The sequence below is a fragment of the Enterocloster clostridioformis genome, assembly GCF_020297485.1.
In the GTDB taxonomy this organism is placed as follows: domain Bacteria; phylum Bacillota; class Clostridia; order Lachnospirales; family Lachnospiraceae; genus Enterocloster; species Enterocloster clostridioformis.
The window spans coordinates 5,070,381-5,096,651 of the sequence record NZ_JAIWZC010000001.1 but is presented as its reverse complement, the minus strand read 5'-3'; the positions used below and the strand labels follow the sequence as shown (position 1 = coordinate 5,096,651).

Here is a 26,271-nt window from a genome sequence, read left to right as displayed (position 1 = left end):
GTTCCATATAGTTGATTACTTTTGACCTAAGCTACCGCCCTCCCACCCTCTGCTTTTCTTCCGTTTTTTCCTTAATTGCCCTGTTCCGTTGTTCCACTGTTTTTCTTTTCCTGTTTATCTGCCTTGTTCTATTGTTCCTATTTATTTTCTTATTTTTCCTGTTCCGTTGTTTTCTTGTAGATTCTCTGTTTGCCGTAAATGCCAAAGCGAATGCTCTCCTTTGTCCTCGTCCAGCCGTAAACCTGTGTCATAAGGGCAGCGATAGCATAGGAATCAGCAGGCTTCATATCAGACAGAGAACGGCCAAAGCATTCACACCAGATTTCGGCATTGCAGACCACACTCCGCATTCTCACACCTTTTTCTACCGTCGGGCTGTCTTTCTCGCTGATATAATTTCTTCTCTCATAGAGATCCATCATATCCCAGCGTTCCGGCAGCAGCATATTCAGATACTGTTCGACCATGCCCTGGCGCTCATCCATTTCCATTGCACTCTTCTGGGCCTCCTGTGCGCTCTCCAATAAATCACCTTCCAAGTACAGCTTCTCGCCGTCCTCGTAGTATTTCTTGGTTTCCGCCCAGATCTGGTCCTTTTCTTCTTTCGTAAAATGCCACTTACGCTTCTGCTCCGTCTGCTTCAGCTTAACAACCCAGAAGCGGCGGTTACCCGTAATATCGCGCAGGTATCCTCTCTCGCCGTTGACACTTGCAATCACCACACACTGCCGTGGGTGAGATTCGACAGTACGGCCATAAGAAGGGCGATACTTATCATCGGTGGTCGTAATGAATGCTTTCACCTTTTCAATGTCCGCTTTCTTCATGCCGGCCAGCTCCGGGATCTCCACGATCCAGAATCCCTGCAGTTTCTCCGCGGCAGCCTTATCGTTCATATCCGTCAGGCTCAGGTTGTCGGCGTAGTATTCCTCTCCGCACAGATCCTTCAAGAACGTACTTTTTCCAATTCCCTGCTCACCATCCAGTACCGGAACAGAGTCAAACTTCGTGCCGGGATGGTAGATACGGGTGACTGCTGCCACCAGCATCTTCCGGGTCACCGCACGGACGTATGGGGTATCGTCCGCATCAAAATAATCAATCAACAGGGTATCCACCCGTTCCTTACCGTCCCAAGACGGCAGGCCGTCCAAATAATCTCTAACCGGGTGAAAGCTGCGGTCGTCCGCCACCTTCAAAAAACTCACATCGTGATTACGGGTAGAGAATGAAGTATAGCGGGTATCAAGAATGGCTTTCAGCTGTGCGGTATCTGCATCGCGCCAGAACTTGTTATCGTCCGGGCGGTTCCACGGCACTTTTCCTGTGATCTGGATGCGGTTTGCCATCTCATTGAACGCAAAATTCTGGAAGTCCGGGTCATTATTAAGGATCAGCACCTCGTTAAAGACACTGTTCTCCAGCACCTTGCTTCTGGGCATATACCTTAACTTCTCTCTCCAGTCCTCACCGTCATCAAAGTCCATGTCGGCTTCCGCTTTCTTCTCCTCTGCCGCCAGCACCCTGACCTTATCCAGACTCATCGCAAAATCGCACATTGCCTGGAAGCTCTTTTTCTCATCTTCGTCCCCAAACTTGTGTACACGCACAAGGTCAAAGGAATTCAAGGAACGACCGCAGGCAGGGTCGGATGCATGGAAGGAATGTGCGAACTTCTCCTCAAAAATCTGCACACCGGCAGAGGAATCCGCCGGGATATAGGAATAGCGGCCGGGAATGTTGGCAGACGGCTCATAGACATTGGAAAGGAAGGTGTCGATGGCTTCACGAATCGGATAAGCACGGCAGAACAGTCCAACCACGCCGCCTTTCGCCTCCGGGTCTTCCATCTTCTTGCCGCTGCTTTCCTTTACCTCGCTCTCTCTACTGCTGGTCGGAAGTAAAGAACAGTCCTGCCAGTTAGGGTGAAAAGAGAGAAAAACATCCGGGTCAAGCCATTCGCCCTCCACCTTTTCGCAGATATACTCTCCATTCGATGGCGTAGTCGGCCAGTACATCAGCTGATGCGGACGGTACGAGCATTCATCAAACTGGTCGATGCCCCATTCGGCTGCGAAGTACCGGGCAATGGCCTGGTATTCATCCGGTGTCACATCACGGGTCAGCGGGATGATGATGCGGAAACGAGGTGCTTCCGGGGTGTGTCCGTGGGTGGTATAGAGGACAGAGGTATACGAGGCCAGCATCTCATAGCTTTCGATGAAGCCTTTTTCACCCTTATCCACATCCATCGTCAGCATAGAACGGCTGACCACGTTTTCTCTCTTTCTTCTGCCGCCCTTCAGCTGACCGCCGACAAAGCCGCCCTTATCCTTGGCAGCTTCACGCTCGGCGCGCTTCATCTTCTGGTATTCCTCGACTGTCTCCGTGGTTCTTATCGTATTTTCCAGCCGGCCGCACAGCTCCCCAAAGGTGATCGTCTTATTCGACCATTTCTTCGCCATGCAGCTGTTGCCGTAGGCAATATTCAAGTCTCTCATCGCTTTCCTCCTGCTTTTCTTTCCATTTCCTTACTCACGCTCCATAACCGGCAAAATCCCGTCTGCCTTCAGAAGTTCATAAATAAACAGCCGGCCTTTCTGCGTCCAGAGCGTATGCATGGCTGTATGGTTATCCTCGTCATAGAGGTAAGTCCTGCTCTGGGTGTAGCCCTGCTCGGCATACTTCTGATACAAAAACCATGTCCTGCCCTGCTTGAACTGGATCTTCTTTTCCTTCAAAATCTTATTGAGCTTTTTCGCTGACAACCCGAAATCCTTTGCGATCTGGGTAATGGTAACGAGATCCGGGCAGGCAAGGACGATATCGTAGTAAGAAACTTTCGGCTGCATCTCGGCGATCTGCTGTGCCTTGACTGCATTCTCCAGTTCCAGACGTTTTTTCTCCTCGCGCTCCTTCTTCAGCTCCATCAACGCGCTGATCAAAAGATCCGGGTTATTCAGCACTTCATCCACAGCATACAGACCATGCTTGCGGATGGACGGCAATACGTCATGCGTGACCCAACGCTTGAATTCCTTTGCCTGCGGTTTACGGCTCGTGAGGATCAGAGAATAAAGCCCGGCTTCATTCACCACTACCATCTGCTGATCTCCGCCAAGGGTCTTAATAGTAGTAAGACCCTTTTCGTCATCGTCCAGGCGTTCTACTGTTCTGGTGGGATTTCCGAGTTCCAGCACACGGCACACATCCGCTGCAACAAACCACACAGCTTCGTCCTTGTAATCCGTTCTGACCTGCTGACCCTGATAATCAAAAACTTCAAACATAATAAAATAACCTCCGAAAATCTATAGAGTAAGGGAGCGTTCCCCTCTACCACGCCAGATTTTCGGAGGTCTTTTATAACCTGTTTCTCTTAAATTTTTTTCTTGTTCCTTTTTCTCTCGTCCCTTAATCCTTCATATAAAAATCCGAGGTAAAGCCATCTGCTCGCAAAACCAGCCCCGGTGTCCAAGGCGGGGTTCGTCCCATCTGCTCACAAATTGCTTCCAGGCTGACCCGTGGGTCTGCTTCGATGATCAGCTCGTCATGCACATGCATCACAATGGAACAACAACGGAGTGTGCGCATGGCATAGCAGAGGATGTCCCGGCTGATTGCCTGGATCACGTTCTCGGTCAGCTTGCCGCCAAAGCTCTCCAGCCTCTCCCACTTCTTTGTACCGCCAACACCTTCATAGGTAATGGAAGTTCCGCCGAACTGGTTTTCTCCCAGTCTCGGTTTCACATATGCCAGCTTTCTGCCAGAGGGAAGATAAATAAAGAGAAAGCCAGACTGGTAAGTGAACCGCAGGCACTTCACCTGCTGTGGCTCTTTGGTCTTGATGACATGGATGGCCGCCCTCTCGATCTCACCCCAGAGTCGGACGATATTCGGATTTGCTGACCGCCAGGAATCCACCAGCGGTTTCAGTTCTTCCTCTTTCATGCCAAGCTCCAGCGCCCCCATCGCTTTCAATGCACCAACGGAGCCGCCATAGCCGCAGTTGTGGACGAGATGTCCCGATACGGTAAAACGGTGATGTCGTCCGGCATTTCGTATATCATAAAGTCGAGCCGTGCGCTTATAATTCGCCAGTTCTTCCTTTTCTCGAATACCGCAGTCTGTGCATCCTGAATGATTTCGTCCCGGTTCATCCCACTGCTCAGTTTCCGGACAACAACATTCTGGCAGTACGGCCAATACTTCTGCTCGAATCTGCCGAGTACCGTTGTCCTTCGATTTGCAGAATTCTCCTGTCTTGTTACCAGACGAATATTCCCAGGGGCATAGTTGCCGTTGTTGTCTATCCGGTCCAGTTCCATCTCCCGTTTTAGATGTCCGTACTGCCTGATCAGATAGAGTCCGGCTTCTATCACACTGGGAAACTCGAACTTTATCCCTCTCGCACCGTAATTGGCATACCCTGCATCGTTTGGATTCTCGCATCTCTGCTTGGCTGCTGCCAGTCTCTTTTCCAGCCAGCTCGGAATGGGACGTTTCTGAGTACAGTTCTGGCACCCTTTCGATTTTCCACTGGTCAGATTTGTCCTGAGCTGCCACTGTATCGCACCGCAACCCATGCACTGTGTCAGAACATAGCAGTGATTCTGCTTTTCGTTCCATCGCTTCTCCGGACTGATAATTTTTACCCAGCCGTAATGCTCTCCCACCATCTCCGGTTTGTACGAGATGCGCGCCGCAGGTGGCGGCGAATCCAAGCTGTACCGGCTCCGATTTCCCTTCAACCCAGACGAAATGGTCTGGAGTTGCTGTGAGTCCTTCGTAGGTGATGACTTCCCTTTCTCCTCTGTATATGACACCATCATGGGACACCCACTCCTCTCCGTCCCAGACTTTATCTTCCTGTTTTACTTTTTCTATAGGCACCAGACCTCTATCCGTCAGCACCAAACTGCCCTCTGCAATACAGCTTAACTCGGCCTGTTTTCCTTTTTGTCGCAGCTCACCATTCTCACCATGCTTTACGACCGGCACTCCGAACATACGGGAAGCCGTTGCACAGTAAATGTCGCCACCGGAAGCAAAGACCTCCATGCGCCATTCTTCCCCTGCGATCCAGGAAAGCACTCTGGCTTCGATGGCGGAAAAGTCTGCCACATAGAACCTCGCGCCCTCTCTGGGGATGAATGCGGTACGGATGAGCTGGGACAATGTGTCCGGCACATCCTCATACAGCATCTTTACTGCTTCCAGATTTCCCTGCCGTACCAGTGCCCTCGCCTCTGCCAGATCCGGCAGATGGTTCTGCGGAAGGTTTTGCATCTGAATGAGGCGGCCTGAAAACCTGCCGGTGCGGTTGGCTCCGTAAAACATGAACATCCCTCTTGCCCGGCCGTCCGAGCAGGCAGCATTCTTCATGGCCTGATACTTTTTCACACTGCTCTTTGCAAGCTGCTGACGCAGGCGCAACACTTCCCGAATCTCCTCCGGCACTTCTTCCATAAGAGCTTTGACCTGCTTCTTTCCAAGACTGTCCGTCTCCACCCCGTTATCAGCAAGCCACCCTGACAGCTGGGATACCGAGTTCGGATTTTCCAGTGCAGTCAGCTCCTGCATCTTTGTCTTCAGTTCTTCCTTGATCTCGGTGTCCATTGCAATGGCATTCTGTACCAGCACACCGTCAATCCTTACGCCCCGGTCGTTGATTTCCTGATCGATAGCGTATTCCTCCCATACGGAATCCGGCACAGGGAAACGCTCCAGCTTCTGCTGGATCTGCATCTCGACCTCAACATCCCGCACATTATACTTTTTGAAGACATCCCACTTATCCGGTGCATCGGACGGAAGATTTCTTGTCCGGCCGCCGTTGGTCTTGGTTGGCGCACAGGGTACGCAGAAATAACGGATCAGGTCTTTGCCTTCTCCCATCTTCTGCTTATCCAGCCCCAGCACAGCACCGACTCCGGCCAGTGACAACGGCAGACCCATATATGCCGACCAGACCATCGTACACTTCCATTCCTCTGGGTTCAGATATTCCCCGGTCGGATAGCCCAGATACCGGGACAGGCAGACACGCTCGAATGAGGCATTGTGTGCCAGCTTCGTTACGCTCTCATCCTCCAGCGCAGCCAGTATCTCCTTTGGCAGCTTCTCTCCGCAGGCCAGATCCACGACCCTGACCTCACCGCCGTCACAGGAATAGCCAAACAGCAGGATCTCAAAATCCGGGGATTCTGTGTATTTATAGACACCGCACTTTGCAAGGTCGGCAGAGGAATACGTTTCTATATCAATGTGTAATTCCTTCATGGCTACCTCCTTACCCAGTCCGTCTGTGCATCATCCTGCCGATGCTCTTTCGCTGGTCTGTATACTGTTTTTTGGGTGTCTGCTTGATCTGCTTCTTTTTCTTCTGTTCCTTCTCCTGCTTCTTTTTATACATACAGTTCTCTCCTTTGCATGATCTGCCAGCCAATTCCTTCCAACGCAGTCGCACGGTCATAGGACTCCACATCCTGAGAGGCACGGGTGACCGCATTGGTCAGTCCATAAAGGGAAAGGTCTCCGCCCTCCACCAGATACTTGAAGATACCGTTCTGCTCGTCCTGCGTGATACCAAACTCCCTGCCAGTCAGTTCCACGACTTCCTGCACATTGCCCTTGATTGGGATACCGGCCGCTTCCTTCAGCTTATCGACTACCTGTGCAAAACGACTCTCCTCGATGGCTGCCATTGTGGTGTCGCGTAATTTCAGCATAAAGGCCTTATCCTCTGCCTCCAAAGTTTCATCCGAGTACAGCGTGAAATCTTCTGCCATCTTTGCCTGCCGGCCGACATGGTTCCTGCGCTCCCCGAAATCGTTAATAATAAGGCCATTGGTACAAACCAAGCGATATACCAGTGGCTGTACGGACACTGCACCAAGGCCGACTTCGGAATTGGAGATTATGACTCCTGCCTGTACGATATCGCCTTTCCGGACTTCCATCTCCAGCCTCTTGTTCAAAATCTTCAGATACAGTCTGTTCTCTGTCACCTCACAGCTCTCCACGCTGTATCCGTCATTGCCTGCAAACAGCGGCAGCACCGCAGAGGCGATCTCCATGTTGTCGATCCTTCTGTATCTTTCCGAGAGAAGTGCTCTCGCTACAGGACCAGTGCCGTAATCCATCGACCGGATCATGTAATTGCTCTGTCTGGTATCCAGCCAGGCATTCGCATTCTCTGCCAGCAGTTCCGGCTTTTCTTTCTGCATCAGATCATAATACTTTGCCGGGATCGCCAGCGTGGATGCCAACTGACGATGGAACAATTCCGTTGTGGAGAATATTTTCTCCTGCCCCATCTGAAAAGTCCGTCCATCCTTTTCCAGCTTCATGCTCTGCGCCGGAGCGATATAGTCTTTCTTTGCCTGGTTCTGCCGCTGAAGTTCCATCAGCACTTCCTGCAAACTTCTTCCTGCCTTCATCTTATTTCTCCCTTCCGATCATCTTTACAATCAGGTTCAGTGTTTCCCGGATCGCTTTCCGGTCCATACGGGGCTTTTCCATCAGCCTGAGCACCTCCTCGGTCTCATCCCGGATGTTCAGGAGCACCTGCTTGTAGTGGTCGGTGATCTCATCATCCGTGATCTCCTCTGCATCGCTCTCCACACCTTCCAGATACTCCTCCAGATACTGCCGGATGTCGGTCCCCATATAATCCTCGACCGCATCCATCACATCAAACACATTAAATGGGGTGAGCAGCTCACCGCCCTTGATTTCCAATACATGTGGCATAATTTTCCCTCCAGAATTTATGTACTTCTGCCGTGTCCCGGCAGAAAAAGGTTAAAAGAAAAGAGGGGCAGCGGACCGCCCCTCCCATCATCAGCTGAGGAAATCGTCGTCCTCTTCCGTTGCAAAGTCATCCTCTGCACTTGCCTTGCCGCCCAGATGCTCACCATCGGCGATCTTCTGCAGGTTGTTCAGCGAACACGCGATGCCCTTGTTGCCAGAGCTGTTGAACGCATAGAACGAGATGGATGCACGGCCATACACACCGGAATACACCTCGGAACGCTGCAGGATCGGCTGGCGGTCGGCATCCACGATGCCCGGAGCAGTCGTGTTGTTGGCGTTCAGGAAGTAATGCCCTGCATAGGACTCATCATCCGGCTTCTCCACATCGCCATCACGCAGCGGCGTCTTCAGCGCAGCCAGCGGAGGTACACTCTTGCCATTGCCCTTCAGCTTTGCCTCGCCTTCCTTATAGGCGGCTTCGATTGCCTTCTTGATCTTCTCGACCGTCACCGTATCCTCTTTCGGGATCAGCAGGCACACGGAGTATTTCGCTGTGCCGCCGTTGATGCTCTTCGGCTCCCACACATTTGCGTAGCTCCAGCGGGTCTTCGGACCAGTGATCACCTTCATCGGATTTGTCATTTTGTTTGCCATGATTAATTTTCCTCCTTGAAATCATCGTTTATCGTATTCATCTCAGGACGCTTATCATCCCTTGACACTAAGACAGGTTTTCCCTGGGGTTTTATAACCATTGCCCCCAGAATTTCTTCAAATTTCTTTTTGCCCATCATCTTCTGCATCTCAGTCACGCCCAGCACCCGTTTCTCATACGGATCATACCCAGCGGCAACCGCTGCTTCTGCGACAGACTTCTCGCTGGTGTACTTGCGGATGGAGCGGCCTTCCACCAGCTTATAGCCGTCCCACTTCTTACCGGCGACTGCTTCCTGTAGGGCATACTCTTTCACATCGTTTGCCCAGCGCAGGAGACCGTCTACCTTTTCCAGGATTTCCACGATCTCCTCATCCGAAAGCAGAGGCGGTGCGGCAAACTCATAGGCAGCCAGCTCCAGATTCTTCTTTGCCCGTTCCCGGCAGATATGACGCGCCTTGCAGAAACGGCACCAGTGGCCGGCATGGAACTCTCCGTTGCCCTCGTCCGCTTCCAACGCAGCCGGCTTCAGCACATGCTCCGCCCAGTCATACAGGTCGTCACGGGAAATGGAATCCACAGAGATGTTTGCCTTCCGGGGCTGGTAGATAGTCATCTGCACCGTGTCGATGTCGTACAGCGGGTCGAAGATTTCCAATGCGCCCAATGCATAAATGCGCATCTGGGTATTCCCGATCGCAGAAACTTCCACTCCAAGCCCGTACTTAAAATCGACTACATTCAGGACACCATCTGCGATGATGATGCAATCTGCTGTGCCGAAGCCGCCTTTGACAAAGCGTTCGTACTGGATCTTCTGCTCCACCAGCACAACCACATCCTTTGTCCGCTGCCTTGCTTCCTCCACCAGTTCCATGACATAATCCCGGTAACCGTCTGCACACTCCTGCATTTCCGGATTATAATAAGTAAGGTTCTCGACCGGGCAGGCCATCTTCTGCCCCAGAGCCTTCTTCAGCTCATACTCGCATACCTCATGGGCATCGGTGCCCTCCTGTGCAAAGCTGGTCGATACATCCGGCATATCGGCACAGAGCTTTGCACTCGGTGTGCAGTTTATCCAGCGTTCCGAGCTGGATGGTCCTTTTTCAGAATGCGCACTCACAGATTCTCTGCCTCCTCCATCAACACGGCGTAGTCCTCCGGCTTGATCTCGGAAAGGCGGTTTGCTCCGTGCTTGACCAGAAGCTCACGCACCTCTGCGGTCTTGCCGCCGGAAGAAAGGCTGGAGAGCTTCTTGCGGACATCTGCCATCGTGTACTTCTTCTCCGGTTTCTTTTCCTGCTTCGGCGGCTTTTTCTTCTCCTCGACCTCGAAAGGCACATCCACCTTTTCTTCCTTCTCGCTCTCCGCCGGGGTTTCCTCACCCGCCAGCTTCTTTAGATCCTCCGCCAGAACGGAATAATCCTCAGCCAGCTTCAAAAGCAGTTCCTTACTCATCATCCTCATCCTCCTCTTCGTCATCTTCCAGCAGGTCAAAAGCAGTACGGATGACACGGTCCACCGTACACTTTGGAATGCCCGGTTCCTGTTCGCACACCGCATCGATCAGAATCTTCAGATCCTTCTCGCGCTCTGCTTCCTGGTCTTCGCAAAGGCCAAACGCCTCAGCAAACTTGTCGATTGCATCCATGGCACACACCACATCATTGACAGCTGCACTCATGAGCTCCATTGCCTGCATCTTCACTTCGTACTCGTTCTTACACATATTTTTTATCTCCTTTATTTGTTTTCCGGGGCTTTACCACCCCTTTCACATAGCCAGATTTTCAGGTGCTTTTATAACCATCGGCATCAGACTTTTTTCATCGTGACCGGGATGTTTTTCTTCCGGGCATATTCCAGCTCCTGCTTCATACCATCCGAAAGTTCCGTACCAATCACCCACATCTCATCTGCCTCGTCCAGCCACAGGCTGCCGTAAGCCATACCGAGAAAACGCTCGAACAGCTCGTCATCATTGAGCATCTGGGTAAAATAGAGGTGTGGTGCAAGCGGCAGATACCCGGCATCGATTGCAAGCCTGCAGGCTGTCTGTGCCTTTTCTACATTCCGCTTTCGCTCTGCCTCCGGGTTCTGTCCAGTCGGCCGATACGGTGAACAGATATATACTTTTTTCATCTGTGTAACTCCTTTCCGGGGGCTTGTTGCCCCCTTACACTTAGTCAGGTTTGAGGGTGAAATTATAACCCCATATCCTTACGAAGATTTTTGAGTGCCGCATCCAGATGCTTATGGATCATCGGCTGGGAACAGTTCATCTTCTTTGCCATCTCTGCCTGTGTCTGATCCGGATCTTCATAGAAAGCATGCTGGATCACTTCTCTCTGCTTATCTGTCAGCTTCTTTTTTGCTTCTTCCAGCTTTCTGCACAGCTCCTCTTCCCGTTCTTCTGCCTCCTGCACATCCGTGAAATCCGGTGTAATTGCTTTGTTTTCCCAGTCTGTACCATCGTTGCTCAGGCTGAAATCGCTGTGGCTCTGTTCGCGGCTGTCACTGTTGTGATCCAGCCGGTGTGTGCCAACAACATCCAGCGGCATTGCCCACGGGCCATTCATGTACTCCGTTTCCGGCACGATCACGATGAGGTGCTTCTGTCCGTCGCGGTCCGTCTTAACTCTGTGCTTGCATCCGGCCGTAACATTCAGACCGCCCTCATCGGCGTAAACACACGGGTATTCGATCTCCGTGCAGCGATCCACTGCATAAACCGTGGCATGTCCACTGCGGCTGTAGATAAACAGGCCGTTCTTATAAATAATGAAGTGTGCGCCGGCCACATCGCCATCGAACACGATCTCCTCATCGGAGTTACGCAACTCCTTGGCAGTCGGGAGCTTTGCCAGTTCCTTTGTGCTGCCGACCAGTTTCTTCAGTTCCTTAAAAGTTGTCTTATTATTGATTGTCATAACGGAATCTCCTTTTTCGCTGAAGCGCGGCGAAGGAGATTCCAAGAAAAAACGGACTAGGTAGAGACTTTACCCAATCCGTCCACGGAGCCTGTCTGATTGATGGCATGGCGAATTAAGGGTGGTCTCCACGGAGATGCTCGGATGGCTTGTCCATCTTTGCGTCTTCCGTATGAAAATCATCCTTCGCCATTTGCGCTTTAAATTTCAGGCTCAGTTTATTTTGTTTTTCATCCAGCTTTCTTTGGGATGACTGGCTTGCCACCCACGGGCTTTCGCTGACTGCCCTCTACTATGTACTTCTCCACTAAGGAGCTCTTGTTCTCTGCATCTGCTGCTCCTCCTTTCTAACCAGCCAGATTTTTGGGGTGGTTTTATAACCATCTGGGAAAAAAGTTTTTTATTTTCCATATCTCCAGTTCTCTATGGCTCTGGTTTTTTATGGTAGGATATGATATGATAATTTCAGAAGTGTTTATATTGGTTTGTATGTGTTACACACCAATTTGCTTAGTGCTTGGGATCACTTCTTTTCTCTTTACAAGAATAATCTTGGTGTTCCTCTTGCTACGCTGCAAGTGTTAGCAGAGTTAGCAGAGTTAGCCATTTTGAAAATTGAGGACAATCATGGAAAAACAATATTCACCTTATCTCTGCGGTGGTGTGTTTTTCTTATTGCTGACAGAGGCAAAAGAAAAACCCGCTTCTCGCAGACAACTGCAAAGCGGGTTAAAAGACCGTGTTTCAAATAAAAATATACTTGAAGCACTTATTCAACTTATCGTACCATCCTTCCATCAGCCTTCAGTCGGAAAGACTTTTGGTGGCGATACATCAGACTATCGTGCATGTAAGGTTTCACACGGATTAAATCTCCCTTTTGATGACACCACAGAAATTGATGGATTTGACAATCGGGTCAAATCACAATATCAAAGCGTGGTACACCAAATGGATACACTCGTTGACAATTTTCTGCATACTGAGTCCGATGAGAGAATGCGTTGGCTTATCCAGGCAATTCTCTCTCTGCTTTCGGAAGATCACTCTGTCACTGATGGCACTCTTTTTTATCTTTCTGAATCTCCGATTTCTAAGAAAGAGCTTCTGGCCCTCGACCAATACTGCCTTTCTTCGCTTCTTCTTGCTGTATGGCACTATATTGTTGTGAATCGTCCAGATAATGAAAAGGGACGTGCAACTTTTGAACAGTTTCACGAACGTGCAGATGAAGTAGGTGCCCGTTGGAAATTTATCAGTCCAATCGGAAAAACCTATCCGCGACAGATTACATTTGATCTGTTCTCTGTTAAATCAGAGGAAATGCATGAAGAAAACAGCGGCAATTCTGCGAAGCATACTGACTATAGCGAACCGACTGTTGAAGTCTATGAGGCTCCTGTTACAAATCCGCTGACTGGTGAGCGTATCCTTGCACAGTTCCATGTTGAAGCAAAAGACGGCGGTATTGCAGCTGGCATCGTGTACGGTGGCATCAATATTGGAGATCGGAGGAAGAAAAACGATGAGTGACAATGAAATTGCAAAGCAATCACATGGTTTGCCATCCATCAATGTTCATGCCGATCATGAAGGTGTTGCCATAGGATATACAGATTCTGTAAACACAACCTTAAATGTGGTGCTGGTCGATGGGAAAAAGAGCCCCCTCAGTAAAGACTACTATGCTTTATTGATGGGATATGACCCCTTTGAGAAAGACTATGTGCTGGTTTCAAAAGACCGCGCACTTACAGAATACATACAAAATGATGTCAAAACGAAGTTTAGTGATTTGACCCCAGAGACGATTGCCGCTATCAAGGAAATTCCAGCTGTCATAAGCTGTGAAGCGGATGGCACCGAATCGCAGCAGGCCGTGTTCGCATTCATTAAAGATATTCGGATTCAGGAAAACGGAATCAAAGTCTACTTTCAGAAGTATTTTCCGTTTCCTTATTCCGTTCTCCGCACTTACCAGCAGGAACTGGCACTCCATCTGTTTGAATACACACGTACACATTGGACCATTAAAAATGTTGATTTGATTGAGGTTCTACAAGATGCCGGAGCCTTTCCGGGGAGGTAGCGAAAGATGGCCGATAATTTAATTACTACCGATCACAACCTGCCAGTTCAGACATCTCAAATGACAGTAACTGCAAGCGGCAACGGTGTGGCCGCAGGCATTGTTCAGGGCGGCATCAATATACAGGAAGCGCATCTCGACCTTACAGCGCAACAAGCTCTAGCCCTGATTGCAAAAATGGCCGGGCCTAAAATGGAATCCCATGCAGCAGAATGGGCGTTGCTCAACACTGACATTTTTAATGTGTTTGTTATTGAAAATGAGCGATACGACTGTGGAGCTTTTTGCATTGACCGGAAAACTGCACTGCAAAAAAACACCAGTGCCCGATACCGTGACCATTTTAAGCCATTGACTCCTGCGCTTATTTCGGAGCTTCTATCCATGCCTTGCCTGTTTGCCAGCCGTAATCAGAACTTCAAGACAGCCTTGCCATACTACCCTGCTTTCGTAGGGAAACTGACAGAAATCGTCTGTCAAGGAAAAATGATCAAATTTAAATTTATTACATGCGGTCAATTTTACCAACAATTTATTAACGAAAACATCCATACATTTAGCCTTCTTTCTACCAGTGTCAGAAATCAGCTCGATGAAGAGCACTGGTGCATTCGACAGGGTAACCTGCTCCAGATTGCTGCAAATGTGGGAATCAAAATCAGATAAGGAGAATCCTATGGAAGAATTAAAAGATAAATGGTTTAACATTGAAGATATTGCCGAGTACCTGAGCATCACGCAGGATACAGCCCGGACATGGGTAAGAGATGGAAAGCTACCTGCTTATAAAGTGGGAAAGCGATATAAATTCAAGCTCAGCGAAGTGGATGAATGGGTACGAGAGGGAAAAATAAAGGAGTAGAACGGATATGAAAAAGGTACGAGTACACATCACAAAAACAACCGTCAATGCCCCGACCTACAGTAACGTGACCTTTGAACCGACATTGATCAATTTCTTTTATGGAAAAAACGGAACCGGAAAATCTACGCTTGCCCGTTCTTTCAAAGATGGGAACGCTGCACTGACATGGGATGGTCAGCCATTCCCGGAAGAACGTGTTCTTGTTTACAATGAGGATTTTATCCGCAAAAATGTTCAGAGTTATGGTAACATTCCAGGCGTCTTTACTATCTCAGAAGTCAATGCACAGAAGAAAAAAGAAGCTGACGAAAAGGCCATCGAGAAAAAGTCCGTAGATGACACTATTGTCGCAAGGGGAAAAGAGGCGGTAGCAAAGCAAGGTGAATTGGATAAACTGCATGGAGATTATGTCGAAGCCATTTGGGAAGCCACCAAGGAATTCCGGGATAAATTTCCTCTCGCATTAGCCTATCTGCGCGACAAAAAGAAATTTGCTGATAAGATTCAAAGCATGACTCCTAAAGCGGCTAAAACAGCTCCAGACATTCCATCTTTTGATGAAGAAGATATGAGCATGTCCGCAGGTGAAGATCATTCCGAAGCGGAGCCGATGATTGAAATTGCAGATATCGAGGCGCTTTATCAAACCATTCATAGTGAAAAGAAGCCAGACTATAGTGCCTATCATTTGCTGTCATCCACTTCTCTTCCTGCATCTGATCTTCTGTCCACACCGATTCTCAGCCGCAGCGATACGGAATTCGCACGATTCATACGTGCACTTGGCAACCTGGACTGGATTACTCAGGGACATACGAAGTATCACTCTTCTGAAGGGAAGTGTCCTTACTGTCAGCAAACTATTCCAGCCACTTTTGAGGATGACCTTGCTGCCTGCTATGATGCCGAATACAAAGCTGATCTGAAAAAACTGTCTTCGTTTGTTCAACAGTATAAAGACGCACTAAACAATGTATACAAAACAGCTCATGCAAACGAAGGGAACAATTTTCCTTCGCCATTGCAGGCTGATTACAAGGCTGCTTTCGAGCTGTTTATGGAGAAGGCACGTACCAATGTGACCCTGCTGGAGCAGAAATCAGACAGCCCGGCAGATGTGATAGTATTGGAAGATTTGTCTGACCTTCTTGTTGAGCTCGACCAAATTTCACGCAAGATCAACGAAGATATTAAAGCCAGAAATGCTGTTCTCGCTGATATTCCGACTCAAAAGAAAAAATGTACTGATATGGCATGGTCTGCAATCGTTCAGCGGACTCAGGTACTTACAAATACCTTCCGACGCAACACAGATTCTGTGATTGAAGCCATGAATTATATCAAGGCTGAAAGCAGCAAATTGAATGCAAAATCCCAGGCTCTTAGCAAAGAGATCGCAAAATTGAACAGTGAAACTGTCAACACCACTAAAACGATGCAAGATATTAACCGTGCCATCGCCAGTGCCGGTTTTAAAGGGTTTGAGCTTCAGGAAAAACCTGGTGCCAAATATGTCTATCAGCTTGTACGAAATCAGAACGGCAAAAAGGTCGTTGTTGATAAGGATCTTAGTGAAGGTGAACGGCATTTTATTGCTTTCCTGTACTTCTATCACATGGTAATGGGCAGTCAGTCCGATGCTGGAAAAGTCGAGGATAAGATTGTTGTAATCGATGATCCTGTTTCCTCTATGGACAGTGGTTCTCTATTTGTGGTTGCTTCCCTAACTCGTGAAATGATTGCTGTCTGCTATAATAATTATGCATTTCATGAAGAAGTTGTGGATGACCATATTCGACAGTTCTTCTGTATGACACACAACCCTTACTTCTTCCGGGAAATTTCTTATAACCGCTTGCCTGATTATGAATGTGTATCCTTCTTTGAGATAAAGAAAGACACAAAAAATCAGACCAGCATTATAGAATGCCAAGATGAAGACACCATAGCCGGCGGCGGTCTTATCAACCGTTCTCCAGTAAGAAATACTTACGATACCCTTTGGCATGAATACGCCACAACGAGTGACCCGGATACTCTCCTGATTGTCATCCGGCAGATTCTTGAATACTACTTCATCCAGATGGTTGGTTATCAAAATGGAAATCTGCGTTCAGACTTACTGGATAAAAATGAAAGGGAATTCGTAAGAATTTTAGATGATGGCAGCGAAGATCGATCTGACTATGTCGCTGCTGCCGCCATGATTGCCATGCTGAATGTTGGGGCTACTGGCTTTAATGATGGACTATACTATGACTCATCTGCCACCAGTGTTGAACAGTTGCGTTCTGTCTTTGAACGGATCTTTAAGGTCATGCATCAGGAACAGCACTTTAATATGATGACACGAAAAGCCCGATAAACAAGAAAACCGACCTAGTGGTCGGTTGCGAGGTAATTATATGCTGTTTCCAGTAGATTTTTTGAACAGAATGCAGTGGCTGGTGGATGAACTTTGAAATCTTGAAAGGAATTCACTGAATTGAACTACTACTTTTGCGATGCCTGCCGCTACTGCTTCTCTACTGAGGAACTACCTGATCGTTGTCCTGATTGCGGAGCACAAACCTATAAAGAGAAGTCAGCGGTACGCTTAGCGAGTAACAATGAAATAGCAGAATTGCTTAGAATACGGAAAGAAGATAAGGAGGACATACAAAATGAAAACACATAAGTATTGGTCACTCGGAGCACTTGCCTGTATGGCAGGATGCTTCTACACCGGCTGCAAGAAACTGATGAAGGCTCACAAGTATTTCGCTTGTGGCTCTCTGGTCTGCATGGGCATGGCAATCTACTCTGGTCATAAAATTGCACCGAAGAAGAAAAAAGCTGAAAAGCCTGAAAAATAAGAACACACGCCCTCGCCGCAACAAGCGAGGGCTTTTTTTGAACTCCAGGAGTTCACTTTATTTCCGTCACAAACTATATACTTCCATTATGAGCCGAATTCCGACTTTCAGGCCTTCCTCAAAAGCGGTCTTCTCCCATGCACAGCACACTGTTCCCTGCCGGTCCATGATCTTCTCCCAAAGTGGAATCTTATCGCCGATGTAGTCATCTACCAGCCTATCCATACCTTCCAAGCCACGCAGCCACTCTTCTAGTTCCTTTTCCTTGGCCTTTGCTGCTTTCCCGGCAACTGTGTTTTTCTCTACTGGGTTGTTCTCCGTGTAATGCTCGTAGATCAGATCCAGCAGATTCTCCACTGGCGGGTAATACTCCGGCTCTGTTTTCTTCAAATACTCCTCCAGCATTTCCTTCAATTTTTCTATAATGCTACCATCCTTCCCAACCGAGATTCACATCCTCAGTTACGGCACATATTACCGCACACTTCTGTACATAGCAACCTATTTTTTGCGGGTTTTCGGATGCCCCATCTTCTCCTTTACTTTGTCCGGCACATCGATCAGCCCGAACCGATAGAACATTCCGTAGATGTAAGTCACTCCCCGGATATCGCCCAGAGCTTTCGGGCGGTCTACCACTTCTCCTTTAATATTCTTCAGCGCCAGCAGCACTGAACTCCACGCTAGACTTTTACTCTTCTCCCGGCGGTCGATCCACAGCTCTTTTGTGTACTCACCGTTCCTGCCTTTTTTAATTTCGTAAGAGAATGGCAATCCAGAGTAGGTTTTAAATCCTACCCCGGCATAGGACACAACCATGCCCCAGAAGTTTTCTTCTGTCGGATCAACCCTCCACCGCTTCATTGCTCTGTATCTCCGCTGCCGCTCTGCTCCGACACTGATCTTCCCTTTTTCTGCTGTGCTTGGGAAGTACACACCTTTCCGATATGGCAGGTACGAGGTGACGGAGGCTTTGGAAAGTTTCAGAGTGTTTGCAGTTGAGAGTATGGAGGTTTTGTAGTCTTGTGTTTCACGGTATTCTTGAAAGGTAGCTTGCACCTTCTCCGCCACTTCAGATTCATACACATCGGCCGTGATGAGCAGCTTTCTTACTTTGATTGGATTTAATCCCAGTTCTTCGCCGATGGCCTGCAAGGACATCTCAGAATCATAAAGTGCCACAGCACTTTCCATCTGCTCTTTCAGATTCTTCCCGGCATCGTACTCCGGCTTCAGCTTCTTCCGACCACCGCCTGGTTTTCTTGTTTTCTTCATTTTACTCATGCAGCTCCAACGGCAGTCCGTCCGGGTCATGGAAGAATGTCATCTTCTTGCCGGTGTAATCATCCACACGAATTGGCTCACATTCAATTCCTACCTCTGTCAACTCATTCACTGTCTGCTCCACGCTCTCCACACAAAATGCAAGGTGACGCAGCCCACAGGCCTCCGGGCGGTTCACACGCTTCGGCGGGTTTTCTTCTGCAAAAATCTCCAGCTCTGTGTGTTCGTTAACACGCAGATCTAGCTTCCAATCTTTACGCTCTGGACGGTAGTTTTCTCTGATAACAAAGAAGCCCAGCTTGTTCACATAGAAATCCTTAGCTGCTTCATAGTCAGATACGATGATTGCAATATGATGTATTTTTGATAAATTCATTTTATGTCACACTCCATTTCTTTTATTTCCGTTATAAACTATATAACGACCTTCAAAAAAATCGTGTGAACTTCTGGGGTTCAGTTTGTCCACACGGCCGATCTCATTTCAGTTTTTCGAGGATTTCATCCGCACTCATGCCGCTGGCCAGCAGCTTCTTCAGCACAGCCTCTGCTTCGGTCTTCTTCGCTTCTTCAGCGGCCTTAGCATCTGCCTTTGCCTTCTTCGATTCCAGGGATGCCACTTCTTTTTCGGCCTTCTTCAGGGCAGTCTTCTTCTCTTTCAGGGTGTTCTTCTGCTCTTCAATCGCTTTCTGGATGGATGCGATCTCGGTATTCAGAGACGCAATAGTCTCCTGCTTCTCCGCAATCTGAGATGCGTAGTCGTTGGTGGTATTGATTTTGGGACGGTTTTTGCTGCCTTTCGTTCTGGGCATAGGTGATAACCTCTTTCCTTTTATAGTTGTTTAAGTATAGCACTGTGTTAGGGTGAGGGCAATATCACTTCTTGCTCTCTTTCAGCATCCGTAACTTCATACGCCCATCAAGTATTTCACCTAAAACCGCAGAATCATTCGTCGCTAGATAATCCTGAATTTTCAAGCCGAAATAGCTTTCCTTTAACTCTGGAAACTTCTCCAACAAAATTCTAAAGCCTCGGCACGTACTTTCTGGTGTATTCAATAAACTGTTCTCTCGAACTTCTTCATCCCAACAATCCAGAAATTCTTGAACACACTGTCGTGTGGTATCCGACACGTGAGGCTCTGGCACGCCCCATCTGAATCTTTCAAGATACCTATCAATCTCAAATTTTATTGGCATTCTTTTTTCCCTCATTGCGGCGTTTCTTTTCTCACATCTCAGCCGACCATAAGATCGTTGCCTGCTGCTCACCACAGAGAGGTGTGTGATTATTACGAGCAGCGTAGGGAGCTACCGCTCCCAGTATATCACAATTTCATCCAGTTTTACAGACACTTTCTTGCCTTCATGGTCCCACAGTACATCAATCCGCCTAGCATTCCACCGACTGTGTTATAGAAGATGTCCGATAGCTGGAACGTTCCTAGCCGCATCAATAACTGCAACATCTCTATGCTTATCGAAAAGATAAATGCTATCTTCCAGCTTTCCCACAGTATCTTCTTCCAGCCATTTCCTATCTTCTCTCCGAATGTCCACATCACTACCGAACTAAACGGCACCATCATGATTACGTTCTCGATGCACTCGGTGGTCAGCTTCTGTTCACCGTTCACTGTCTCCCAGATGCCCCAGCCACCCATGACATCGGATAAAGGATTCATCCACAGCTGACGGTTTAACAGGGTTCGGAACAGAATAAGTGAGGTCACAAAAGCTAAGAAAAACAACCTTTGGAAGAACACGCTCTCTTTGAACTTCTGATACCAGGTCACTATGGCATTCTTCCAGCCTTTGCCTGCATGTATTGGCTCATAAGCATAAAGATAGAAAAACATAGCTAGGAATGAAAGAAGAAGTGAGAATCCAAACGGCTCATAGAGAGCTGTCAGAACGTTTGTGAGAATCTTCCCGAGTAAATCAATCGTTTCTTTCATCGTCGTTTACAGATCACTAAACAGATTAGCCTTGTACACACCGTTCTCCAGCATCTTTTTAAAGCTATCCTTTACTGCTGCTACATCCTCGTGATAGGTCATGCCGTACCAGGTATCGTTTGTTTTCAATACTTTGACAGACATCATTCCCTGCTCTAGCAGTTCACCAATGAAGATAGGAATCAGATACTCTGCTTTCAGAGGATTGCTGGGTACTTCTTTCTCGAAGAACTCTTTGAAGCCTTCCTCCAGTACATCCAGAAAATCAGGCGTCAGTCCCCACATATTCATAGATACCAGAGAATTCACATCAACAGCCACACCGTCTGCCTCTGCTCCAGCTTCAGTCTTGACGATGTTCTTGGTTTCCACAACCTCGGTCAGGTTGTTCTGCTTATCCATCTTGCAGATACCACGAGTCACGCCACCGTTATCGGACAGAGTATTCTTCAGCACAAAGCCTGCCATGCAGGACTTGCCGCCGTTTACCAAATACTCATGAACAGCCTTGAAGCCTTCCTTGCCATAGTAATCGTCTGCATTGATGACGATGAACGGAGTATCAATCACATTTTTCGCTGCAAGCACAGCCTGACCGGTTCCCCACGGCTTTGTACGTCCTTCCGGCAGAGTTCCCGGGATATCATTGATATCTTGGAAAGCATAGTCAACAGTTACATTATGAGAAGAGCAAATGGAGGCAATGCGATCACCGATGACCTCTTTGAACTCTTTCTCGATATCCTTACGGATTATAAAGACCACATGATTGAAACCAGCCTCGATTGCATCGTGGATCGAGTAATCCATGATGATATGACCAGCATCATCGACCGGCTCCAACTGTTTTATTCCTGTTCCAAATCGGCTGCCGATTCCGGCCGCCATGATAAGTAATGTTGTATTCATTTTTTCTTCTCTCTCTTCTTTTCTTGCTACAAATATGATCAAAACAAGTCCTTATTTCTTTGGTCTTGCTTAAATGAACAAACGCTTTCACATTTGTGGCATTTAATACATTTTGAAGCGTCTACCACCGGATATAGAAAACCCTCTTCATCCGGTTCCATAAGTATAGCATCTTTAGGACAAATAGAAAAACATGCCGTGCATCCACAGCAATTTTCTCTTTTATCATATAATTCTGGCAAAGTTCCATTATCGCTCTTATCAACATTAATATAGCGTGTTGATTTATGAGGAGTATATTTCTTAATTTTGAAAAAACTCCAAGATGATTCTGGCAAATACGAACCATCTTTATATTGATATCGCATTTCTTCCATGATTATTTTCCTCTTAATCTTTTTTTCAAATCACCGGGAAGCAGCATTTTTATTCTCGCAAGAATCTCATTTGTAGTATACTTTTTTACAACAAAAGAAAAATCTCTTGAATAATAATCTGACCAAAACTTCGTTCTATTCTCCACGTCGTATGAATACGGTTTTACCAGTGCCCCTTGCAAACAATCTGCTTCATTAGCTGGAATATACTCAACTTCATTTTTGATTAAATTAAAAAGTTCTGCTCCTTTATTCGTGTTGACAAGTACTAAAGATATGCCCTTGTTATCTCCAAATTCTTTTCCTTTTTCCACTCTATCGAGTCCCCAAAAATCGCCAATCGTAAAATCTGACTGATGCGTTACAGTTTTATAAGGACATTGCGAACAGCATGGTCTTGAAATATAGCCAAGAGCATACAAATCACGATAATACTTATTATGGTATACTTTCTTCGTTGTCCATAATGATTCCGTATGATCAGCCCACCCAAATTTTTCTTTATTTCTAAAATCAACAGCAATAATCTTCGCATTCACTTTTTTCTCAAACCATGTAAGATAGTCATCCCACACTTTACCTGAAGGAATATTATGGCATAAGATATCAACCGTATACAAATTATTTTTCAAGTTCTGCGGAATTACGCCGAGGAGTCCCTGTACCTGACAAGAAGTCCCAGAAAACAATACTTTTTTTCCTTGCTTCAAATAGTTTTCAATATTGGCGAAACAATCATTCCATGCAAGATTACTTTCAATATATTTAGACCCTCTAAAAAGATTTCTACTCTCTTTTGTATTTGTGCAATCATGTACTGCAACTCGAACGCCTTCCATCTTGCACCCACATACTATTCCTCCCATGTCATCAAGTATATAATCAGTCAATGCTGTGAATATTCCACCGCTACGTGATTTACTTCTAATCTCTTCATTCTTGTGTTTTATAGCATATATCTCCATTGCCATTTATGCTCCTCATATCATCATACACATAGTAAAAGCCAAAAACGTCCAACTGATACGTTTTAGTTTGAAAATAATTATTCTCGTGTTCTTTCAAATACATAGTTTATTGAAAGATACTCCAGTTTTGTATTTTCATCCGTTGTTGGTTAATTAATGTGTATTTTGATATTCCTCACAAATGGCAAGGAAACAGCTTACATCTTATTTCGGAGAGTAAATTTTTTAATCAATAAATATATCTTTTTCGGTAACAAGTTATGAATTAAATAATCTTTCTTAACATTCTCTACGCTGAAAAGCGCAGCCGAAAAGCCTTTTAAATAATACTGATTCCAAAAATTATTTCTTTCCTTATTAGGGGCAAAAGGCACTCTCAACGCTGTTTGCATGCAGTTCTCAATACCAACTTCTTTCCAGATCAGATTGTCTTTAATCATTTCAAAAACACTCTTACCATTTTCAGAATTAATTAAGACTGCCGAAACACCCTTGTTGTCATTAAATAATCTTATTACCTTATTTACACCCCAAAAGTCTGCAAGCGAAATATCACTGATTCTTTGTGTGCTTTTATATGGACATTGATGACATGCTGGCCGTAAAGTAAAATGCCTATAAAACAAAGCTGTATATGAGCTAGTATTAATACATTTCCCGTTTTTCAGCCTAAAAGATTCTACATGATCTGCCCAACCAAAGTCCCTTTTATTCCTAAAGTCCGCATGTTCTACATTCGATTTATAGGTTTCTTCAATATAACGTATATATTCTTCCCATATACGTGGACTCGGAACTCCATGGCAAACAATATCCACTGTATATAGTTTAGACATATCACAGTTGACTTTGTGCAGAAAGGCTTTCAAACCTGCTATTTGGCAACTAGTTCCCGAAAATAAGACATATTTGTCATTTAGCAGGTCTGATTGAACCTCTCTGCAAACATCTCCTAAATCCGATTGAACATATTTGCTTCCAGAAAATCTGTGTACATTACTTTTTGAATCCACTCTAATATGTACGGCCCGAAAGTCAGAATCAGTCACACAACCATAAACGGCTCCATTTTTTGAAATTATCCAATTTGCAATTGCTGGAAATACTCCTCCAGAGCGGCTTTCTTTTCTTATAAATTCATCTCTATTTTTTATTGCATAAACCGCAAGAGGTGTACCCCCCCCCCCCCGATTCATATTAGTTGGTATCATTAATAATCGCCTCCACAATCTCTCTGATGACACCTTCGCCGCCTTTTGCCTTAGTAACATACCTAGCAGCATCTCTTACTTGAGGCATGGCGTCAGCTGGACAGCATCCATATCCCACCATTTTAATAACATCCAAATCATTAATGTCGTCACCGATATAAGCGACATTTTCCAAAGAAACATTATACTTTTCGCACAGAGTTTTTACTGCTGCTACTTTATCCTTACATCCTGCTTCTAACACATCAAGTTTTAACTTTTGAGCTCTTCTTCTATTCAAGTCCACATTTTCGCTGGTTACAATTCCAGTAACAATACCCTTATTGCGCAGTAAGGCAAATCCCATGCCATCTCTTGTATTAAATTTCTTCTGTTCATCTCCATGTTCAGAGTAATACATTCCTCCGTCTGTCAAACAGCCGTCACAATCGGTAAGAAACATTTTAATTTCCGGGATTTCCTTTGGAGCTGTAATGTCATTCTTTTTCATGAGTGCTTCAATGATAACCCAGTCACTCGGCTCATCAATTTCAAAGAATGTGTCCTCATTCATTTCGACAGCCTTGATATTTCCAGAGACGCGGTTCTTCGATTTCAAAAGATCTTCTTTAGAAGAAATATAAAATGCACCATTTTCCACCAAATAGCCATCAAATTCCTGTCTACGCGGTCTATGAAATACATCATAGTTTGTAGGATGCGCAAATCCGTTTTCATCATTTCCCCAATGGAATCGTTTTTGACGTACAACAGACAAGACGCTATCTACATTCTCTTCCCCAAAAGCTTCAAATCCTCTATCCAAATCTGAGCTTACAAGAAGAGGCGATGTAGCTTGAACCAGTACAATATTGTCAAATTCCATCTTATCTGCAAATTCCAACATTGCAAATTCGGTTGAAGCCGTATCAGATGCAGACTCCGCAGAACGACCAATTACCTCTGCTTTTTTGAAAAGCTCAGCTTCTGAACCTTCTTTAAAGCCTTCAACAGTTTCCTTAATCTTATCACTATCTGTTGCAACAAATACTTTATCAATATACTTGCATCCACAAGCGGCCTTAACTGTCCAATACACAAGAGGCCTGCCTGAAATAGGTTTAATGTTCTTAAGAGGAATTGATTTACTGCCACCTCTTACCGGGATAAATGCTACATTCATTTTAGTATCTCCTTATTTATATATAATCCTTGCTGGATTTCCAACAGCTGTACAACCATCAGGAACATCCTGCAGCACAACTGAACCAGCACCAATTTTGGAATTCTTACCAACTACAACGGGACCAAGTATTATAGCTCTTGCACCAATAAAAGCTCCCTCTTTAATAATAGGTGCCCGATGGGAATCATCTATCTCACCAATGAGCACACCGTTCTGTATTACCCCCCCCCCCCCATAATTCTTGCATTAGGATTAATTACAACACCAAATGCATCATGGCAGAAATAAACGGATTTATCAATATCCGTTTTGAACGGTATATCACAATGAAAAAACATGCGGCAAAAAAGACTATAAATTTTACTGCGGATTTTATGATTTTTTAGAAAATGTTCACGCCCTTTATGGAACACTTTTTCAAATTTCATCAGATCCTCCCGTATATATCTTCATATCTTATAATGTCGTCTTCGCCAAAATAATCTCCAATCTGAACCTCTGTAATGATAAGTGATTCCTTGTCATCTGTGTTGGTAAGCCTATGCTTACAGCCCTTAGGAATAAAAATAGAGCTACCACATGTCACATTCAAAATGGAGTTGTCAAGCTGAACCGTTCCATTTCCATGTGCAACAATCCAATGTTCTTCCCTATGATTATGAGATTGTAGACTCAGCTGTGATTTAGGGTTTACGCTGATCACTTTGGATTGGAAATAGTCATTCATAACCGTCGTCTTATAAAAACCCCAGGGGCGCTGATAAATCTCATAATCAACGATTCCTTCGTCTAAAGCCCCAAAATCGTATGTAAGATCGGCATGTAAATCCTGTAGCAGTACTACATGCATTTGGGTTTTTGTAATAATATTCACTAGACTGCCGTTTTCATCTACAATGGGAAGAAATTTAATTGCCACATTTTTAAACAGATCAATTGCTTTGGAAATTCCCTCATTGCTGTGCAATACCGTACAATTTTGTGCGTAAATCTCTGTAATACTGTCTTCTAATGCATGGCCTGCTATAAATGCACGTCTTATATCTCCGTCTGTAAGCGTTCCGACAACTCTGCCACTTGTTAACACAACCAAAAATCCTTTTTTGTTATCATCTATTTTTTTCAAAGCATGGATAACACTAGCAGTTGACTCAATTGTATATAAATCAATTCCACTCATATATTTTTCTCCATAAAAGACAAGTGCCGATGCCAGATTGACTTTAAATCCACCATCGGCACCA

At 46.0% G+C, this 26,271-nt stretch carries 32 protein-coding genes; 6 read left to right on the top strand and 26 right to left on the bottom strand.

Features of this window, described 5'->3' with window-relative positions:
- Positions 1 to 149 precede the first annotated feature (149 nt).
- The 12 genes from LA360_RS25505 to LA360_RS25455 form a co-directional block, all read right to left on the bottom strand.
- A complete protein-coding gene (locus tag LA360_RS25505) occupies positions 150 to 2,501 on the bottom strand; it encodes a virulence-associated E family protein (protein WP_112483447.1) in 2,352 nt (783 codons plus the stop codon).
- A 30-nt stretch (positions 2,502 to 2,531) separates the two neighbouring features.
- Complete coding sequence (locus LA360_RS25500) at positions 2,532 to 3,290, bottom strand: phage antirepressor (RefSeq protein WP_112483449.1); 759 nt, start codon at positions 3,288 to 3,290, stop codon at positions 2,532 to 2,534.
- 124 nt (positions 3,291 to 3,414) lie between these two features.
- On the bottom strand, positions 3,415 to 6,282 hold the full coding sequence (locus LA360_RS25495; RefSeq protein ID WP_112483451.1) for a DNA polymerase: 2,868 nt from the start codon (positions 6,280 to 6,282) through the stop codon (positions 3,415 to 3,417).
- Positions 6,283 to 6,292: 10 nt separating this feature from the next.
- A complete protein-coding gene (locus tag LA360_RS29835; protein WP_263870242.1) occupies positions 6,293 to 6,415 on the bottom strand; it encodes a hypothetical protein in 123 nt (40 codons plus the stop codon).
- Entirely contained in the window at positions 6,408 to 7,442 is a 1,035-nt protein-coding gene (locus LA360_RS25490; RefSeq protein ID WP_112483453.1) for a DUF932 domain-containing protein, read from the bottom strand. Before LA360_RS25490 ends, LA360_RS29835 begins: the two co-directional genes overlap by 8 nt.
- A gap of 1 nt (position 7,443) precedes the next feature.
- Positions 7,444 to 7,755 carry a hypothetical protein gene (locus tag LA360_RS25485; protein WP_112483455.1) on the bottom strand — a complete coding sequence of 104 codons (312 nt, stop codon included), beginning with the start codon at positions 7,753 to 7,755 and terminating at the stop codon, positions 7,444 to 7,446.
- Positions 7,756 to 7,845: 90 nt separating this feature from the next.
- Positions 7,846 to 8,412: a DUF2815 family protein gene (locus LA360_RS25480; protein WP_112483457.1), complete on the bottom strand. Its 567-nt coding sequence runs from the start codon at positions 8,410 to 8,412 to the stop codon at positions 7,846 to 7,848.
- A 2-nt stretch (positions 8,413 to 8,414) separates the two neighbouring features.
- Positions 8,415 to 9,539: a DUF2800 domain-containing protein gene (locus LA360_RS25475; RefSeq protein ID WP_112483459.1), complete on the bottom strand. Its 1,125-nt coding sequence runs from the start codon at positions 9,537 to 9,539 to the stop codon at positions 8,415 to 8,417.
- Positions 9,536 to 9,877: a hypothetical protein gene (locus LA360_RS25470; protein WP_146774995.1), complete on the bottom strand. Its 342-nt coding sequence runs from the start codon at positions 9,875 to 9,877 to the stop codon at positions 9,536 to 9,538. Before LA360_RS25470 ends, LA360_RS25475 begins: the two co-directional genes overlap by 4 nt.
- On the bottom strand, positions 9,867 to 10,145 hold the full coding sequence (locus LA360_RS25465) for a hypothetical protein (RefSeq protein ID WP_112483464.1): 279 nt from the start codon (positions 10,143 to 10,145) through the stop codon (positions 9,867 to 9,869). The genes LA360_RS25470 and LA360_RS25465 overlap by 11 nt, the downstream gene beginning before the upstream one ends.
- Positions 10,146 to 10,231: 86 nt before the next feature.
- Positions 10,232 to 10,558 (bottom strand): DUF7768 domain-containing protein, encoded by a 327-nt coding sequence (locus LA360_RS25460; protein ID WP_112483466.1) that lies wholly within the window; start codon positions 10,556 to 10,558, stop codon positions 10,232 to 10,234.
- A gap of 62 nt (positions 10,559 to 10,620) precedes the next feature.
- Entirely contained in the window at positions 10,621 to 11,346 is a 726-nt protein-coding gene (locus LA360_RS25455; protein ID WP_112483468.1) for a sigma-70 family RNA polymerase sigma factor, read from the bottom strand.
- Between the two features lie 627 nt (positions 11,347 to 11,973).
- Between LA360_RS25455 and LA360_RS25450 the strand changes: the two genes are divergently transcribed.
- From LA360_RS25450 to LA360_RS25425, 6 genes are all read left to right on the top strand, one after another.
- Positions 11,974 to 12,879, top strand: coding sequence for a hypothetical protein (locus LA360_RS25450; RefSeq protein ID WP_112483470.1), 906 nt, complete (start codon positions 11,974 to 11,976; stop codon positions 12,877 to 12,879).
- The gene (locus LA360_RS25445; RefSeq protein WP_112483472.1) at positions 12,872 to 13,435 is read left to right on the top strand and encodes a hypothetical protein; all 564 of its coding nucleotides are present in this window, start codon (positions 12,872 to 12,874) and stop codon (positions 13,433 to 13,435) included. The genes LA360_RS25450 and LA360_RS25445 overlap by 8 nt, the downstream gene beginning before the upstream one ends.
- Before the next feature lie 6 nt (positions 13,436 to 13,441).
- The gene (locus LA360_RS25440; protein ID WP_112483474.1) at positions 13,442 to 14,101 is read left to right on the top strand and encodes a hypothetical protein; all 660 of its coding nucleotides are present in this window, start codon (positions 13,442 to 13,444) and stop codon (positions 14,099 to 14,101) included.
- Between the two features lie 10 nt (positions 14,102 to 14,111).
- The gene (locus LA360_RS25435) at positions 14,112 to 14,297 is read left to right on the top strand and encodes a helix-turn-helix domain-containing protein (RefSeq protein WP_112483476.1); all 186 of its coding nucleotides are present in this window, start codon (positions 14,112 to 14,114) and stop codon (positions 14,295 to 14,297) included.
- 7 nt (positions 14,298 to 14,304) lie between these two features.
- Positions 14,305 to 16,665 (top strand): AAA family ATPase, encoded by a 2,361-nt coding sequence (locus LA360_RS25430; protein ID WP_112483478.1) that lies wholly within the window; start codon positions 14,305 to 14,307, stop codon positions 16,663 to 16,665.
- 298 nt (positions 16,666 to 16,963) lie between these two features.
- Positions 16,964 to 17,155: a DUF6219 family protein gene (locus tag LA360_RS25425; RefSeq protein WP_112483482.1), complete on the top strand. Its 192-nt coding sequence runs from the start codon at positions 16,964 to 16,966 to the stop codon at positions 17,153 to 17,155.
- Between the two features lie 66 nt (positions 17,156 to 17,221).
- Here the strand turns inward: LA360_RS25425 and LA360_RS25420 are convergent, their stop codons facing one another.
- From LA360_RS25420 to LA360_RS25355, 14 genes are all read right to left on the bottom strand, one after another.
- Positions 17,222 to 17,560, bottom strand: coding sequence for a hypothetical protein (locus LA360_RS25420; RefSeq protein WP_112483484.1), 339 nt, complete (start codon positions 17,558 to 17,560; stop codon positions 17,222 to 17,224).
- Between the two features lie 96 nt (positions 17,561 to 17,656).
- On the bottom strand, positions 17,657 to 18,430 hold the full coding sequence (locus LA360_RS25415) for a hypothetical protein (RefSeq protein WP_225537701.1): 774 nt from the start codon (positions 18,428 to 18,430) through the stop codon (positions 17,657 to 17,659).
- A gap of 1 nt (position 18,431) precedes the next feature.
- A complete protein-coding gene (gene gloA2, locus LA360_RS25410; RefSeq protein ID WP_112483486.1) occupies positions 18,432 to 18,815 on the bottom strand; it encodes an SMU1112c/YaeR family gloxylase I-like metalloprotein in 384 nt (127 codons plus the stop codon).
- Between the two features lie 103 nt (positions 18,816 to 18,918).
- Positions 18,919 to 19,251 (bottom strand): hypothetical protein, encoded by a 333-nt coding sequence (locus LA360_RS25405; protein ID WP_112483488.1) that lies wholly within the window; start codon positions 19,249 to 19,251, stop codon positions 18,919 to 18,921.
- Between the two features lie 64 nt (positions 19,252 to 19,315).
- Entirely contained in the window at positions 19,316 to 19,639 is a 324-nt protein-coding gene (locus tag LA360_RS25400) for a hypothetical protein (protein WP_112483490.1), read from the bottom strand.
- Between the two features lie 146 nt (positions 19,640 to 19,785).
- Positions 19,786 to 20,397, bottom strand: a complete 612-nt coding sequence (locus tag LA360_RS25395) for a VanZ family protein (protein ID WP_112483492.1) — start codon at positions 20,395 to 20,397, stop codon at positions 19,786 to 19,788.
- A 6-nt stretch (positions 20,398 to 20,403) separates the two neighbouring features.
- On the bottom strand, positions 20,404 to 21,306 hold the full coding sequence (locus LA360_RS25390; protein WP_112483562.1) for a sugar phosphate nucleotidyltransferase: 903 nt from the start codon (positions 21,304 to 21,306) through the stop codon (positions 20,404 to 20,406).
- Between the two features lie 38 nt (positions 21,307 to 21,344).
- Positions 21,345 to 21,683 carry a 4Fe-4S binding protein gene (locus LA360_RS25385; protein WP_112483493.1) on the bottom strand — a complete coding sequence of 113 codons (339 nt, stop codon included), beginning with the start codon at positions 21,681 to 21,683 and terminating at the stop codon, positions 21,345 to 21,347.
- Positions 21,684 to 21,685: 2 nt separating this feature from the next.
- Positions 21,686 to 22,654 carry a Coenzyme F420 hydrogenase/dehydrogenase, beta subunit C-terminal domain gene (locus tag LA360_RS25380; RefSeq protein ID WP_112483495.1) on the bottom strand — a complete coding sequence of 323 codons (969 nt, stop codon included), beginning with the start codon at positions 22,652 to 22,654 and terminating at the stop codon, positions 21,686 to 21,688.
- Positions 22,655 to 22,848: 194 nt separating this feature from the next.
- Positions 22,849 to 23,862, bottom strand: coding sequence for a Coenzyme F420 hydrogenase/dehydrogenase, beta subunit C-terminal domain (locus LA360_RS25375; protein ID WP_160116387.1), 1,014 nt, complete (start codon positions 23,860 to 23,862; stop codon positions 22,849 to 22,851).
- Positions 23,849 to 25,024 (bottom strand): N-acylneuraminate cytidylyltransferase, encoded by a 1,176-nt coding sequence (locus tag LA360_RS25370; protein ID WP_112483498.1) that lies wholly within the window; start codon positions 25,022 to 25,024, stop codon positions 23,849 to 23,851. Before LA360_RS25370 ends, LA360_RS25375 begins: the two co-directional genes overlap by 14 nt.
- A gap of 12 nt (positions 25,025 to 25,036) precedes the next feature.
- A complete protein-coding gene (locus LA360_RS25365; RefSeq protein WP_225537700.1) occupies positions 25,037 to 25,234 on the bottom strand; it encodes a serine O-acetyltransferase in 198 nt (65 codons plus the stop codon).
- An 11-nt stretch (positions 25,235 to 25,245) separates the two neighbouring features.
- Positions 25,246 to 25,455: an LbetaH domain-containing protein gene (locus tag LA360_RS25360; protein ID WP_225537699.1), complete on the bottom strand. Its 210-nt coding sequence runs from the start codon at positions 25,453 to 25,455 to the stop codon at positions 25,246 to 25,248.
- Positions 25,455 to 26,207: a CBS domain-containing protein gene (locus LA360_RS25355; protein WP_112483502.1), complete on the bottom strand. Its 753-nt coding sequence runs from the start codon at positions 26,205 to 26,207 to the stop codon at positions 25,455 to 25,457. Before LA360_RS25355 ends, LA360_RS25360 begins: the two co-directional genes overlap by 1 nt.
- Between the last annotated feature and the right edge of the window lie 64 nt (positions 26,208 to 26,271).